9 protein-coding genes and 2 pseudogenes are annotated in these 14,900 nt (G+C 62.7%); 5 read left to right on the top strand and 6 right to left on the bottom strand.

All coding sequences use genetic code 11. The annotated features are described in order from the left end of the window. Positions 1-16: 16 nt before the first annotated feature. Together BMW49_RS07125 and BMW49_RS07120 are read right to left on the bottom strand one after the other, a co-directional pair. Entirely contained in the window at positions 17-487 is a 471-nt protein-coding gene (locus BMW49_RS07125) for a phosphate-starvation-inducible protein PsiE (protein ID WP_069520053.1), read from the bottom strand. A gap of 173 nt (positions 488-660) precedes the next feature. Next, a complete protein-coding gene (locus BMW49_RS07120) occupies positions 661-1,812 on the bottom strand; it encodes a diguanylate cyclase domain-containing protein (protein WP_069520019.1) in 1,152 nt (383 codons plus the stop codon). Positions 1,813-2,183: 371 nt separating this feature from the next. Between BMW49_RS07120 and BMW49_RS07115 the strand changes: the two genes are divergently transcribed. Further along, entirely contained in the window at positions 2,184-2,444 is a 261-nt protein-coding gene (locus BMW49_RS07115) for a YebG family protein (RefSeq protein WP_069520018.1), read from the top strand. 96 nt (positions 2,445-2,540) lie between these two features. Continuing rightward, the gene (locus tag BMW49_RS07110) at positions 2,541-3,344 is read left to right on the top strand and encodes a SirB1 family protein (protein WP_069520017.1); all 804 of its coding nucleotides are present in this window, start codon (positions 2,541-2,543) and stop codon (positions 3,342-3,344) included. A 298-nt stretch (positions 3,345-3,642) separates the two neighbouring features. Here BMW49_RS07110 and BMW49_RS25570 read toward each other — a convergent pair. From BMW49_RS25570 to BMW49_RS07095, 4 genes and pseudogenes are all read right to left on the bottom strand, one after another. Continuing rightward, positions 3,643-3,834: pseudogene (locus BMW49_RS25570) on the bottom strand (response regulator transcription factor); the annotation flags it as partial. 108 nt (positions 3,835-3,942) lie between these two features. Beyond that, positions 3,943-5,562 (bottom strand): annotated as a pseudogene (locus BMW49_RS25565) (winged helix-turn-helix domain-containing protein); the annotation flags it as partial. An 806-nt stretch (positions 5,563-6,368) separates the two neighbouring features. Beyond that, a complete protein-coding gene (locus BMW49_RS07100) occupies positions 6,369-7,739 on the bottom strand; it encodes a DUF1329 domain-containing protein (RefSeq protein ID WP_069520015.1) in 1,371 nt (456 codons plus the stop codon). Between the two features lie 28 nt (positions 7,740-7,767). Beyond that, entirely contained in the window at positions 7,768-9,531 is a 1,764-nt protein-coding gene (locus BMW49_RS07095; protein ID WP_069520014.1) for a DUF1302 domain-containing protein, read from the bottom strand. Between the two features lie 501 nt (positions 9,532-10,032). On the opposite strand from BMW49_RS07095, the gene gcvH reads away from it, so the two are divergent. From gcvH to BMW49_RS07080, 3 genes are all read left to right on the top strand, one after another. Further along, positions 10,033-10,416, top strand: a complete 384-nt coding sequence (gene gcvH / locus BMW49_RS07090) for a glycine cleavage system protein GcvH (RefSeq protein WP_069520013.1) — start codon at positions 10,033-10,035, stop codon at positions 10,414-10,416. Between the two features lie 4 nt (positions 10,417-10,420). Continuing rightward, entirely contained in the window at positions 10,421-13,282 is a 2,862-nt protein-coding gene (gene gcvP, locus BMW49_RS07085) for an aminomethyl-transferring glycine dehydrogenase (RefSeq protein ID WP_069520052.1), read from the top strand. A 178-nt stretch (positions 13,283-13,460) separates the two neighbouring features. Next, positions 13,461-14,837 (top strand): L-serine ammonia-lyase, encoded by a 1,377-nt coding sequence (locus BMW49_RS07080; RefSeq protein ID WP_069520012.1) that lies wholly within the window; start codon positions 13,461-13,463, stop codon positions 14,835-14,837. Positions 14,838-14,900: the final 63 nt, after the last annotated feature.

Here is a 14,900-nt window from a genome sequence, read left to right as displayed (position 1 = left end):
CGCGCCGCTCGTAGGTTCAGTCGTCGCTTTGGGTATCGTCGCGCTCGGCGGCATCATCGGCCGAGTTGCGCTTGTGCCGCCGCCCGCTGTCGGCCTGCACCGAGGGGTAGCGCGCCGAGGCATAGCGCACCACCAGAATCGCCAGGGCCAGCAATAGAATCGCCCCCGACACCATGACCACCCCCACATCCGGGCGGTGATGATGGGAAATATCGGAAATCAGCAACCGCGTCAGCGCGGTGATCGCCACATAGATCATGAAGCGGATCGGCATGTGGTTGGTCTTGAAGTAGATCCCCACCATCGCTGCCAACTCGAGGTAGATGAACAGCAGCAGAATGTCATCGACCGTGATCTGTCCCTTGTCGAGCATGCCGATAAAGGCCATCAAGCCGCCCCAGGCGGTAATTGCACCAATGGCAAACAGGGCAAGGTAATGGAACGCCTCCATCAGCAGATTGCCCAGGGACTCGGCGAGCCCGTGCATGCGCTCGCGGGCGCGTTCGGCAGCAGTGTGTTTCACGTTCAGGTGACTCCATGAGTTGGCGCTAGAAGGCGCGCCAGAAAGGTGCCCGCATCATGCAGGAAAAAGGCCAGCGCAAAGGATAGGGGGCGGAACGTGACAAAGACACCTTGCCCAGACGTGTCAGTCTGTCGCAGTCAGTCAGTAGCAGTCAGTAGCGGGGCCGATGCCGCGCTGGATGCTGGCGGCCAGACAAAGCAGTGTTTACCAGCTGCCTTGGCGCGGTACATGGCAGTATCGGCAGCAGCCAGCAAACGCCGACCGTCCTCGCCATGCCGAGGAAATTGCGCCATACCGATGCTGACGCTTACCCGCAGGGCGGGCATCTCATCGAACACCGGCGCATCCAGTGCCGCGATCATGCGGGTGGCTAGAGACTCCAGGGCCGCGGGCTCGCCCTCGGCAATCACCGCGAACTCGTCGCCCCCCAACCGCGCCAGCACCTCGCCCTCGCGCACCAACGCGCGCCAACGCTGGGCAGTGGCTTTAAGCACCTGATCGCCCATGCTATGGCCGTAGGCATCATTGATCGGCTTGAAGCCGTCGAGGTCCAGGTACATCAGCGTCACCTGTCGATCTGCCCGCCGCGCCAGGGCGAGCGCCTGGTCGAGCTGGTCATTGAAGGCACGCCGGTTAGGCAATTGGGTCAGTGCATCGTGCTGCGACTCATACTCCAGTCGCGCAAGCAGCTCGTCACGATCACGCAGGTCGCGCCGCAACTCGCGATAAACCAAGCCCAGCAGCGCAAGCATCAACAACGCGACTGTTCCGCCCCCCCAGAAGGCAATATGCGTACGGGTATTACTGCTCGCACGCAGTGCTTCCAACTCCTGGCTAACCCCCTCTTCGAGCGCTTTGATACGCCAGCGCAATTCGCGCATATACAGACGCCCTTCATTATCACGCACGCGCTGCCGAGCACTTTGTGCACCAAGCATCTGATACTGATCGATGGTTTCGCGAAGCTCGGCCATCCTCAGCCTGACCAGCCGTTCAGTCACCATCAAGTCGGTGTCGTAGGCTTGCAGCGCTGGGGATTCACGCAGCTGACTGAATTGCTTTTCCAGACGCTGCACCGCCCTGTCATAGGGTTCCAAGTAGTCCGGGTCGCCCGTCAACAGATAACCACGCTGACCGGTTTCGGCATCCTTGAGCAGCGACAGGGTATTGGCCAGGTTGTACAGCGACGCATGCAGGGCCTCGGCTCGCTGCCCGTCGAGCCGATCAACACGGCTGCCCCAGATGGCACCCGCCACGACGAACAGGCTCAGGTAAGCAATGGCGATCAATGCCAGGAGTTTGCGCTCGGCACGGCCTGCGGATAATAGAATGATGCACCTCGCAAAGTCGCGGTTAAGCGGTTGCCTGCATGGATACCGGAGAGCCGATACGGACTCACCCCACGCTGAGGATAGCTATAAGCCATTACCCTCGCCAGAATAATTGTACAAGTCATGTACACATTCCATACAGCCTTGCCAGGTGCTGTCTCGCCCAATCCAAAACACCTCCTTACCTGTGAATCATGTTTACTGCACAGGAGCGCCCGCTCATCTACCCTGCAGGGCGGCTGGTCAAAACGCGCGCAGTTGTTTATGCTCGCAAGCTGTATATGCAACCAGTACTATAAACCCAGAGCATGAAGGCATAGAGGTGATGAATGGCCGTCGAAGTGGTGTACCGCAGCAGCCGAGATTTGGAGCGTTTATTCATGGATAAAGCCGAAGCGGATCGTCATGACAAGATGCTCGAGCTGGCCGAGTTGCTGACTGATGTTCTGCACAAGGCCGTCCCCTCGCTGAGCGAGCAACAGGGTGAAGAGCTGGGTATCTATATGGCTCGCCACCGTGAAGTGTTCGCCAAAGCCTTCAAGAACCAGCCTGATGCGCTCGGTGAACTGAGCACGACCGCCGCCGAGTAAGCCAGGGGCTTTGCACAAGCGACTGGACGGCAAGACCACCTCCGGCTACAAACAGCCTGTGCACAAAGCATACAGCTGATCGTACCGGGGGTGCCCATGAGTCCACGCCAGTTCTGCCTCGCTTGCCTGGAGCGTCAGCCGCCTGCCTTGTTCGAAGCAGCCCTGTGGGTCGCTGCCGAGCACGATGCCAGCCTGCAGCCGGATCAGGTTCTGCGTGACCTGAACAGCCTGCAGCAACGCATTGGCGCAAGCCTGCCGAACTTGCCGGCAAATGAGCTGGCCCAGGCGTTACTACGACGCCTCGGTGAGTTGGACTTTCATGAGGACGACGACAGCCCGCTGCGCCCGCATAGCGCCCTGCTGCATCAGGTGTTGCTGCGCCGCCGGGGCCAGCCCCTGTCGCTGGCGCTGATTGCCCTGGAGCTGGCACGACGCCTGGACATCCCGTTGTTGGGCGTGAACTTTCCTGGGCATTTTCTACTGCGTGTCCCCGGTGCCGATCACCTGCTCGACCCCTGTGGCGGAAGGCGTCTGTACCCACGCGACTGCCGCGAGCTGCTCAGCCGTAGCCAGGGTGCGGACACCGTTCTGCAAGCCGGCCACATGCAAACCTGCAGCGCCCAGGACATGCTGGTGCGCCTGTCACGCAACCTGCGCCAACTGCATCGCCTGGCCGGTGATTACCTGGCCGCCCTCAAGGATGCCGAACGGGTGCTGCAACTTGCCCCGCCCAGCATGGCCGACCACCTGGCAAGAGCCGAGCTGTACCAGTACCTGGACTGTCCGCAGGCCGAACGCTTCGATGTGCAGCATGCCCTATTGCTGTGCGACGACCCCGCACAACGCATGCTGCTGGGCGAGCGCTTGCGCCAATTACAGGCGCCTCGGGCGGTGCATTGAGAAGGCTATGTCCTCGTTTTGTGTTGCACGACGTCGCTGCTTCTCGTAGGAGCCGCGCCTCGCGGCGAATAGCAGCCATTGAACGGTATAGCGAATAGTCCAAAAGCTTCGCGCCGGGGCGGCGCTCCTACTGGAGTTGCGTTATGACCTGCATTCGACTGCCACAGCCAATGGGGACACACCCTTAAGACAGCCATAAACCCGGTTAGGGCAACGTGCACTCCCCAGGTGTCGCTGCGCTCGACCCAGGCTACCGAGCGCGCCTGTATAACTCAGATTGGCGCAGCAATGATCACTATCAAGAAAGCAGCCCCCTGGCCTTGGCCTGGGCCACCGCCTGGGTTCGCCGGGACACGCCCAGCTTGCCGTTGATGCGCCGTGCGTGGGTCTTGACCGTGTGCAGGGAAATAAACAGCTGCTCGGCAATCTCCAGGTTGGAACAACCTTGGGCAATCAGGCGCAACACTGCCAGTTCGCGGCCGCTGAGCAGCGCTTCGACAGGCTCTGGTTCTTTGTGCGCTGGTTCCTCGTCACAGGCAAACCACAGCCAGCGCAGGTTCAGCCGGGCACGCAGCGCTTCGGCTTGCTGCCTGGCCTGGCTGGCGGCGAGCGGGTCGCCGGCAGCCGCGCAGGCCTGGGCATAAGCCAGGCCCAGTTCGCAGCTCAGGGCCTGGCGACCCTGCAGCTGGCTGTGCTGCAGTAAAACCGCAAGGCGCTCGCGGACGTCCTCACCGGCCTGCAAGTCGAGACTGGCGAGCAGCGCCTGCAAGCGCGGGATCAGTTCAGGAAAGTGGCTGGGCGGCAGGACCGCACCGTCGCGTTGGTGATAACTAAGCACTCGGGTAACGGCCACCCGAGCACGCTCGGGATGGCCCTGGCGGCACCAGAGTCGGCTACTGGCTAGCAACAGTGGTCCGCGGTAGAGGGTTTCTGCAACATGCTGGCACTGCATCAACCGTTCGGCCTGAGCCAGCAGGCTGAATGCGCCGGCCAAGTCCTGCTGCCGCGCGGCCAGTTCGGCCAGCCCCAGGTAACCGTAGAACGCGCCCGGATCACCGAAACGCAGGGCATCCTGCAAACCGCTGTGCAGCAGTTGCGCCGCCTCCTCGGCCTGCCCCAGGCGCAACGCGAGACGCCCGAGGCGCAGGTGAATACGCCCCCACACCGGTGTCTGCCGAACGCTGTGTGGATCGAGCTGCGCCAGCTGACGCTGGAGTAATGCCTGGGCACGGGAAAACTCGCCACGCCCTTCGAGCAACAGGGCGTGGTCCAGCTCAAGCAGCACCTCGAACACCGCACTGCCGCTCAGGCGCGCCTGCTTGAGCGCCGCGTGGCAAAGGCGCTGGGCCTCTTCCAGCGCACCCTCGCCAATCGCCATCTGGGTCAACGCCGCACGGCACAGCAGCGCTTGTGCCCAGGCCCCCGCCGGCAGCCCCTCAAGCGCCTGACCAATGTGCAGGCGTGCCGGCTCGGCGCAACAGCGTCCAGCGGCTACCAGGCCCCGCAACGCTTGCCACTGGGCGAACAGCTCGCGGGTGCGCTCGGCATCCGGACGCGGCTGAAAACGCGCCACCTGCTCGGCGCAGGCCAGCGCTTCGTCAAGACGACCGACCAGCAGCAGCGCCCAACTATTCAGCAGAATCAACCGCGGGGTGCTGAGTAGCAGGCTTTCGGGCAACTCGCTGCGCCAACGCAGGATCAGGTTCAACGCCTGGCCCTGGAGCAATTGCTCTTCGGTAAAGCGTTCGAGAAAACTGGCAGCCACCTCCGGCTGCCCACCATGCAACGCATGTTCGACCGCGGCACGCACATCGCCGGCAGCCGCAAACCACTGGCTGGCATGCACGTGCAGGCTGTTGCACGGCTGCGCCTTGCCGCGCTGCTGCAAAACCTGAGCAAGGGGCGCAAACAGGGTGAACCAATCGCCCGTGTCGTCGAGAGCGTCGATAAACAGCCCCCGCGCCCGCAGCGCCTGCAGCCAGGCGGCGCCTTCACCTACACCAAGCAGGTGATCACACAAGGCTGCGTTGAAGCGCGGTAACTGCGCCAGTTGTATCAGTACCTGCTGCAACTCGTCCGGCAAGCCATGCAGCACCTCGTGCTCGACATAGTCGCAAAGCAAAGCGCCATGCTCATCGGCCAGCGGCTGCGACCCTTCGCGCTCACCCTGCCCGGCCAACAGGCGCAGGCGTAATGCCGCAGGCCAGCCCTGGGTCATGCCGTGCAACGCATCCGCCAGGCCTGCCTGGGCGGGTCCCAGCCACTGGGTAACTTCTTCGGCACTGAACGCCAACTCGTCAGCACCGACCTCGAAGAGTTCACCTTCGAGCAGCAAGCGCGGCAGGTTGCACGCCGGGCGCCGCCGACTGCCCAACCACCAGACCAGGCTCGCCGAGGCAGCCGCGATCAACCGATCCAGGCAGGCATCGAGCTGTTCATCGGGGTCACGGGCATAGTCGTTGAGCAGTAGCCACAACGGCCGTTGTTCCTGCGCCAAGTAATCGAGCAAGCCGCGCTCGCCAATCCCTGCTGGGTAACCAAGCACACGGCCAAGCGCCTCGCAGAAGGCCTCACTGCCTGGCGCCAGGCCGGCACAGTTGAGCCACAACGGGGTGATGCCGGATGGACAGGATCGCGCGCAATCGGCCAGCAGCACCGACTTGCCGAACCCAGCAGGCGCGACCAGCAGACGCAGCCGGCAGTCCTGTTGCAACAGGCGCTGCTGCAAGGCCTGGCGACTGATATGGCCGGGGGGCTGGCGTGGCGGAGTCTGCTTGCTGCAAGGCGACGCCGCAAACGGTGAAGGAGGCGCGTAGGCGGTCATGACAGCTCGTGATTGTTGTTATGCGAGACTGCGACTGAGGCTAGCCCCCTTCGCGCGGCACGCACAGCTCCATCAGTCGGCCTGATGCCCAACAATAAAAAAAGGCCCGAGCGGGCCTTTTACGTAATCGCCCAGGGCGCCGGACTGACGCCTGCCGCTCACCCGTCGCGGGTGTACGGCAGGCCGCGTTCAGCGGTGACTCAGCGCACGCCAGAGCTACGCAGTGCCGCCGGGGTGTAGTCGGCGGCCGAGGCCTTGAAACCAAAGGTGTAGGCCGACTTTTCTTCGTTCTTCATGCCCAGCGCCAGGTAGCGGCCAGCCACCAGGTCGTACAACGCTTCGAGGGTGTAGCCCGGCACCTGATGGTTGAAGTAGTTCTGTGCATGCCCTTCCGCCACGCGCCACAGCTGGCCACGGCCGTCGTAGTGGTCAACCAGGGCGATCTGCCAGGTGTCCTCGTCGACGTACATATGACGCTTGGCGTAGATGTGGCGCTCGCCGGACTTCAGCGTGGCGACCACTTCCCAGACGCGGTGCAGCTCATAGCGGGTCAGGTCCTGGTTGATATGCCCAGCCTTGATCACATCGTCGTATTTCAGCGACGGGGAATCGAGCTTGTAGCTGTTGTAAGGGATGTACATCTCCTTCTTGCCCACCAGTTGCCAGTCGTAACGGTCAGGCGCACCAGAGAACATATCGAAGTTGTCCGCAGTACGCATGCCATCGGCGGCAGTGCCGGGGCCGTCGTAGGCGACTTGCGGTGCGCGGCGTACACGGCGCTGGCCGGCGTTATAGATCCACGCCAGGCGCGGCTCCTTGACCTGGTCGATGGTCTCGTGCACCAGCAGCACGTTACCGGCCAGACGCGACGGCGCGGTCACCTGCTGCTTGAAGTACAGCAGGACATTGGCGCCTTTTGCCGGATCAAGGTCGGGCATGTCAGCCGGGAAGGCCACCTCATCTTCGAACTTGACCAGGCTGTAGGAGCCATTGGTCTGGGGCGTGGCCTGGGTCACTACGCGACGGGTGTTACCACCGCGGTAACGGGTGATGTGGTTCCACACCACCTCCACCCCGGTCTTGGGAATCGGAAACGCGTAGTAGCGACTGTCGCCGAAATTCTGCAAACCGTTGCCACCATCGACCGGTGTGGTCTTCAGCGCACTGGTACGCGCGGCGGTATAGATCGCCTCGGGCACCGCCGCCGTGCGATGGGTCTTGTACACCGGAATCTTGTAGGTCTCGGGGTAACGCTTGAACATCGCCAACTGCCCGGCTGACAGCTTGTCCTGATACTGCGCAGCATTGGCCGCGGTGATGGTGAACAGCGGCTGCTCGTTGGCGAACGGATCGGCAAGGAAGCCTTTGCCATCCACCGCCGCCGCAGTGGTCGACAGACCGCCAGCCCAGGCCGGAATGCTGCCATCGGCATTTCCGGCTTTTTCCGCGCCCAGCGGAGTGAGGGTCGTGCCCAGTTGCGCGGCTTCCTGTTCGGAGACTGCAGCCCACACACTGCCTGCGAGCAAGGTCAGGGCCAGGGCACCGGTTTGCAGGATTCTTGTTGTTTTCATCGTTTACGGATCCTTAGCGCAAGGTTGATCAGAAGTTCACACCGAAACTCAGGGCAACGAAGTCACGGTCAGTGGTTGTGTTGTAGTCGCCGCCGAAGAAGTCGGTGTAGCTGAGGCTGGCGTTGTAGGTGTTTTTGTAGTCGGCGTTAATGCCGATGCTGATGGCCTTGTTGCCTTCACTGAAGTTCGGGCCGTAACCGTCCACGTCATGGGACCAGGCCACGTTCGGGCTCAGGTTGATGCCGGCAAAGACGTTGCTGTAGTCGAGGTTGGCACGGGCGCGATAGCCCCAGGAGCTGGTGGTATAGAACCCATCACCCTGACACTCGTCGGGGTTAGGCGCGTTGAATAACGCACACACCCCAGGCGCACTGTATTCACCCGGCCCATAGATAGGGTCGCGGCCGAACCGCAGTTCGCCAATGTCATCGCTGATGCCGGCGATATGGTTGTAGCCCACCTCACCTACCAGGGTCAGGCGACTGGCACCGAGCACGCGATCAATAAACTGCACTGCCGACAGCTGAGCCTGGGTCACCGCGCGGCGGTCATAACCGTGCAGGTCTGCGCCCGCCTCGTTCTGCGCATGGCCACTCTCGAAGATCGGGCTGACCGGCAGCCCGAGAGCGCCGAACGACAGGTCGGTGGAGTTGATCTGCAGCGGCATGTTCGGTCGGTAGCTGACTTCACCCGAGAGCGCGGTGCCGCCCAGGTTGGTCTGGAAACTCAGGCCGTACAGACGGATGTCTTCGGGGTATTCGACAAAGTAGCGCGCGTTCGGCGCGCCAGGAGTGACTTGAGCACTCGGTGCGGTGGTGCGAATGGTGCTGAATACCGGGCCACGGCTGTGGTAGTTCATCGCATAGACGCCGAACTCGGTGTCGTTCAGCGATTCGGCAAACCACCGCAAGGCGATGCCGTACTGGCCACTGTCACGGGCATCACGGTCAGGCGCGCGAGGGATATAAAGGTTAGACGCCTGGCTGTTGTTCGATACGCCCGGCGGCAGGTCAGGTCCGAAAACAGCCAGACGGTCTTCGCAGCCATCAGCCAGTACATCAGCGGTGGAGAAGAAGGTGCCGCAGTTGTCCACCACGGTCTGGTCCCACTCCAGCTGGTAAAACGCTTCCATACTCAGGGTGTCGGTCAGGCTCTGGGCCACATAGAGCATGTTGACCGGAATCAGCCCTTCCTTGACCTCAGCCCCAGGGCGGCGAAACGCTGCAACGTCGACCGGGTTGATGGAGTTAATGGAGTTACCAATAAAGGTACTCTCGCCCCAGCTGACCACCTGCTTGCCGACACGCACGCTACCGGGCAAGTCGCCCAGGTTGTAGTTGTGGTAGATAAAGGCATCGAGAATCTGCGCGCCCGAAGACTGCGCCGCGGTCTTGCGGTTGCTGTCGTCGATATCATAAAACTCGCGCCCTTCGTCCTTGGTCTCGAAGTCATACCAGTATTTGCCGCGAATAAAGATGCCGGTGTCACCGTACTTCAGTTCGAGGTCGTGAATACCTTTGAAAATTTTCGAGAAGGTCTTGCCCTTCTCGAAATTCAGCCGGCCGTCATCGGAGGTCCGCGAAGACGCCTGGCCACCGCTGGCGGTGGAGATGAAATCGCGATCCGCATCGCGCACCGCCCAGTTGGCGCCAACCGACAAAGCAGAATCGAACTGCCCCTCCACCTCGCCGATATTGAAAGAAATCGCCTGCGCCGGGGCGACACAGCCCAGCGCCACGGCAACAGCCAGAGCGCGGGGCTGGAAGATGGCATGTGTTGTTTTTGTTGTCATGCGGCTCTCCTGAAAAACGTGGTTAGGTGTTGAGCCGTCACGCTAACCAGTCGCCCACTGGTGGTTAAGCGCCCAAAAGAGGGATTTGCCGGGTCAGCCAAAAGAGTGAATGCCCGGGTCAGCGGGCGTTCTGCCGGCGCTGGACAGACATGCCTGATAAGTCCTTATGGGCGGCCTGAATAGTCCGCAGCGACAAGGGTCGCCCTGCAAGGCCAAACCTGCGTATCGTTTTCGATACGCCGTATTGAAAGCGACACGTAGCGTATTAGCCGCGACATCCCTTGCTGCGCCAGGCTGAGGATAAATCGGCAACTCTCCGTATCGTTTTCGATACAAGGCTATTGCCATGACCAACCAGAATAATTAATAAGTAATTGATTTATAAGAAATTTATCTGAATGGCACCGCACTTGCTAAGGGTTTGTTTATCTCTCATGCCTGGCATGAGCTCTTTCAGTCACCCGTCAGCGGCACGGGTGAGTCCGACACCGAGGAATCCCCATGAGCGAATTGCGTTTTACCGTCGAGCACGAATGGCTGCGTCAGGATGCCGATGGCCTGGTTACCGTAGGCATCACCGCTTACGCGCAGGATGCCCTGGGTGACGTGGTGTTCGTGCAACTGCCAGAGCTGCAGACCTACGCTCAGGGCGACGAAGTCGCAGTGCTGGAATCGGTAAAAGCTGCCAGCAACATCACCATGCCCCTGGACGGTGAAGTGGTCGAAACCAACGCTGCCCTTGAAGGCGCACCGGAGCAGGTCAACGCAGACCCGCTGGGCCAGGGCTGGTTCTTCCGCTTCCGCCCTGCCGATGCCAGCGCCCTCGATGGCCTGCTCGACCAGGCCGCCTACGAGCGCCTGCTCAACGCCAATGCTGACGCCTGAGGAGATGACGATGAGCGAGCTGACCACCCTGAATGAATTTATCGCCCGCCATATCGGCCCGCGCGAGACCGACACTGCGGCCATGCTGCAGACCCTGGGCTACGACTCGATTGACGCCCTGACCGCCGACGTCATCCCCGAGAGCATCAAGGGCAGCAGCGTGCTGGGTGACCAGCCGGGCCTGTCGGAAGCCGACGCCCTGGCCAAGATCAAGGCCATCGCCAGCAAGAACCAGCAATTCAAGACTTACATCGGCCAGGGTTATTACGGCACCCATACGCCAAGCCCTATCCTGCGCAACCTGCTGGAAAACCCGGCCTGGTACACCGCCTACACCCCGTACCAGCCGGAAATTTCCCAGGGCCGCCTGGAGTCGTTGCTGAACTTCCAGACCCTGATCATCGACCTCACCGGCCTGTCGATCGCCAACGCCTCGCTGCTCGACGAAGCCACCGCCGCCGCCGAAGCCATGACCTTCTGCAAGCGCCTGTCGAAGAACAAGGCCAGCAACGCCTTCTTCGCCTCACAACACTGCCACCCGCAAACCCTCGACGTGCTGCGCACCCGTGCCGAGCCCCTGGGTATTGAAGTCGTGGTGGGCGACGAAGCGGCGATCAGCGACGCCAGCGCCTACTTCGGCGCCCTGCTGCAGTACCCGGCAAGCAATGGCGATATCTTCGATTACCGCGAGCTGATCGAGCGCTTTCACGCTGCCAACGCCCTGGTCGCCGTCGCCGCCGACCTGCTGGCCCTGACCCTGCTGACCCCGCCCGGCGAATTCGGCGCCGACGTCGCCCTGGGCAGCGCCCAGCGTTTCGGCGTGCCCCTGGGTTTCGGTGGCCCGCATGCCGCCTACTTCGCCACCCGCGATGCGTTCAAGCGCGATATGCCGGGCCGCCTGGTCGGCATGTCGGTCGACCGTTTCGGCAAGCCGGCCCTGCGCCTGGCCATGCAGACCCGCGAGCAGCATATCCGCCGCGAGAAGGCCACCAGCAACATCTGCACCGCCCAGGTGCTGCTGGCCAATATCGCCAGCATGTACGCGGTCTACCACGGCCCCAAAGGCCTGACCCGGATCGCCCAGCGCACCCACCAACTGACCGCGATTCTTGCCCAGGGCCTGAGCAAACTCGGCCTGAGCGTGGAGCAAGCGCACTTCTTCGACACCCTCACCGTCGCCAGCGGCGCACGTACTGCACACCTGCACCAGCAGGCCCGTGAGATGGGCATCAACCTGCGCGAGATCGACAGCCAGAGTCTCGGTCTGTCGCTGGATGAAACCACCGACCAGGCTGCCATCGAACGCCTGTGGGAAGTCTTCGCCGAGCCGGGCAATAGCCTGCCGGACTTCGCCGAGCTGGCCGCCAGCGTCGCCTCGCGCCTGCCCCAGGGCCTGCTGCGGCAGACGCCAATCCTGCAGCACCCGGTGTTCAACCGTTACCACTCGGAAACCGAGCTGATGCGCTACCTGCGCAAGCTCGCCGACAAGGACCTGGCCCTGGACCGCAGCATGATCCCGCTGGGTTCGTGCACCATGAAGCTCAACGCCGCCAGCGAAATGATCCCGGTGACCTGGGCCGAATTCGGCAACCTGCACCCCTTCGCCCCGGCCGAGCAGAGCCAGGGCTACCAGCAGCTGACCGACGAGTTGGAGGCCATGCTCTGCGCCGCCACCGGTTACGACGGCATCTCCCTGCAGCCCAACGCCGGCTCCCAGGGCGAGTACGCCGGCCTGCTGGCGATTCGTGCCTACCACCTCAGCCGTGGCGATGATCAGCGCGACATCTGCCTGATCCCGCAGTCGGCCCACGGCACCAACCCGGCCACCGCCAGCATGGTCGGCATGCGCGTGGTGGTGACCGCCTGTGATGCACGGGGCAACGTCGACATTGCCGACTTGCGCGCCAAGGCCGAGGAGCACAAGGACCGCCTCGCCGCGCTGATGATCACCTACCCGTCTACCCACGGTGTGTTCGAGGAAGGCATCCGCGAGATCTGCCAGATCATTCATGACAACGGCGGCCAGGTGTACATCGACGGCGCCAATATGAATGCCATGGTCGGCCTCTGCGCCCCAGGCCAGTTCGGCGGCGACGTCTCGCACCTGAACCTGCACAAGACCTTCTGCATCCCCCACGGCGGTGGCGGCCCAGGCGTCGGCCCGATTGGCGTGAAAGAGCACCTGATTCCCTTCCTGCCCGGCCACGGCCAGATGGCCCGCAAGGAAGGCGCCGTCAGCGCTGCGCCGTTCGGCAGCGCCAGCATCCTGCCGATCACCTGGATGTACATCAGCATGATGGGCGGCGAAGGCCTCAAGCGCGCCTCGCAGATGGCGATTCTTAACGCCAACTACATCGCCCGGCGCCTGGAAGAACACTACCCGGTGCTCTACACCGGTGAAGGCGGCCTGGTGGCCCACGAGTGCATTCTCGACATCCGCCCGATCAAGGACAGCAGCGGCATCAGCGTCGACGACGTGGCCAAGCGCCTGATCGATTTCGGCTTCCACGCACCGACCATGTCCTTCCCGGTAGCCGGCACGCTGATGATCGAGCCGACCGAAAGCGAATCCAAGGAAGAGCTGGACCGCTTCTGCGACGCCATGATCGCCATTCGCGAAGAAATTCGCGCCGTCGAAGCCGGCCACCTGGACGCCAACGACAACCCGCTGAAAAACGCCCCGCACACCGCCCTGGAACTGGTCGGCGAGTGGACTCACCCGTACAGCCGCGAACAGGCCGTGTACCCCACCGCGACCCTGATCGATGGTAAGTACTGGCCACCGGTCGGCCGCGTGGACAACGTCTTCGGCGACCGCAACCTGGTCTGCGCCTGCCCGTCCATCGAGGCTTATCAGGACGCCTAAAGCGGCTGAGCGCCACGCGCTGCGGCGCGTGGCGCCCAACGGACTTATGTAGGAGCGAAGGGGGCGCCTAGCCTTTATTCGCGATGACGTTGTGATGGCGTTGAGGATTTCTCAATAGCATCACGATTTTCGCGAATAAGTTCGCTCTGCAGGCACGTTTTGCCCAGCGGAGTACAGCATGTCACTCAGCGTTTTCGATCTATTCAAAATCGGTATCGGGCCGTCCAGCTCGCACACCGTCGGCCCCATGCGCGCCGCTGCCCGGTTTGCCGAGGGGCTGCGCGACGATGGCCTGCTCGACCAGACCCATAGCGTCAAAGCCGAGTTGTACGGCTCCCTCGGCGCCACCGGCAAGGGCCACGGCAGCGACACTGCGGTGCTCCTGGGCCTGGAAGGCGCGCAACCGGACACCGTGGAGATCGCCAGCGTGGCGCCACGCCTGGCCACCATCCGCCAGCAGGGCGAACTGAATCTGCTGGGGACACGCACGATCCGCTTTATCGAAAAGGAACACCTGGCGCTGATTCGCAAGCCGCTGGAGTTCCACCCCAACGGCATGATCTTCCGCGCCTTCGACGCCTCGGGTTTGCAGATTCGCGAGCGCGCCTTTTATTCAGTGGGCGGTGGTTTTGTGGTCGATGAGCAAGCGGCTGGCACTGATCGCATCGTCGAAGACCGCACGCCCCTGCAATACCCCTTCACCACCGGCAAGCAACTGCTGGCCCACTGCGCCGAGCACCAGCTGTCGATCAGCCAGGTGATGCTGGCCAACGAAAGCGCCTGGCGCAGCGAAGCCGAGACCCGCGCCGGCCTGCTGCACATCTGGCAGGTGATGCAGGACTGCGTCAGCGCCGGCTGCCAGAACGAGGGCATCATGCCCGGCGGGCTCAAGGTCAAACGCCGCGCCGCCGCCCTGCACCGGCAGCTGTGCAAAAACCCGGAAGCGGGCCTGCGTGACGCCTTGAGCGTACTCGACTGGGTCAACCTCTACGCCTTGGCAGTAAATGAAGAAAACGCCAGCGGCGGGCGCGTGGTGACCGCGCCCACCAATGGCGCCGCCGGCATCATCCCGGCCGTGCTGCACTACTACAGCCGCTTTATCCCCAGCGCCAACGACGACGGCGTGGTGCGCTTTCTGCTCACGGCCGCTGCGATCGGCATTCTGTACAAGGAAAATGCCTCGATTTCCGGCGCCGAAGTCGGCTGCCAGGGTGAAGTCGGCGTGGCCTGCTCGATGGCCGCCGGTGCGCTCTGTGAGGTGCTCGGCGGCAACGTCAATCAGGTGGAAAACGCCGCCGAAATCGGCATGGAACACAACCTCGGTCTGACCTGCGACCCGGTCGGCGGGCTGGTTCAGGTGCCGTGCATCGAACGCAACGCCATGGGCTCGGTGAAGGCGATCAATGCCGCACGCATGGCCCTGCGCGGCGACGGCCAGCACTTTATCTCCCTGGACAAGGTCATCCGCACCATGCGCCAGACCGGCGCCGACATGAAGAGCAAGTACAAGGAAACCTCACGCGGCGGCCTGGCGGTGAATATCGTCGAGTGCTGAAAGCCTACTGTGTGTGCGGTCATCCAGGCTGTGCGCACCATCGCTGCTAAACCGGTGCGCGCG

Source organism: Pseudomonas cuatrocienegasensis, from assembly GCF_900110925.1.
GTDB classification, from domain to species: domain Bacteria; phylum Pseudomonadota; class Gammaproteobacteria; order Pseudomonadales; family Pseudomonadaceae; genus Aquipseudomonas; species Aquipseudomonas cuatrocienegasensis.
Note: the sequence above shows the minus strand (reverse complement) of the source record. Positions and strands in the feature narration are given on the sequence as shown.

Excerpts from the sequence above, each read along its gene's own strand:
- gcvP (WP_069520052.1), top strand. The coding sequence starts at position 10,421 with ATGACGATGAGCGAGCTGACCACCCTGAATGAATTTATCGCCCGCCAT.
- BMW49_RS07095 (WP_069520014.1), bottom strand. The coding sequence starts at position 9,531 with ATGACAACAAAAACAACACATGCCATCTTCCAGCCCCGCGCTCTGGCT.
- BMW49_RS07080 (WP_069520012.1), top strand. The coding sequence starts at position 13,461 with ATGTCACTCAGCGTTTTCGATCTATTCAAAATCGGTATCGGGCCGTCC.
- BMW49_RS07125 (WP_069520053.1), bottom strand. The coding sequence starts at position 487 with ATGCACGGGCTCGCCGAGTCCCTGGGCAATCTGCTGATGGAGGCGTTC.
- gcvH (WP_069520013.1), top strand. The coding sequence starts at position 10,033 with ATGAGCGAATTGCGTTTTACCGTCGAGCACGAATGGCTGCGTCAGGAT.
- BMW49_RS07110 (WP_069520017.1), top strand. The coding sequence starts at position 2,541 with ATGAGTCCACGCCAGTTCTGCCTCGCTTGCCTGGAGCGTCAGCCGCCT.
- BMW49_RS07100 (WP_069520015.1), bottom strand. The coding sequence starts at position 7,739 with ATGAAAACAACAAGAATCCTGCAAACCGGTGCCCTGGCCCTGACCTTG.
- BMW49_RS07115 (WP_069520018.1), top strand. The coding sequence starts at position 2,184 with ATGGCCGTCGAAGTGGTGTACCGCAGCAGCCGAGATTTGGAGCGTTTA.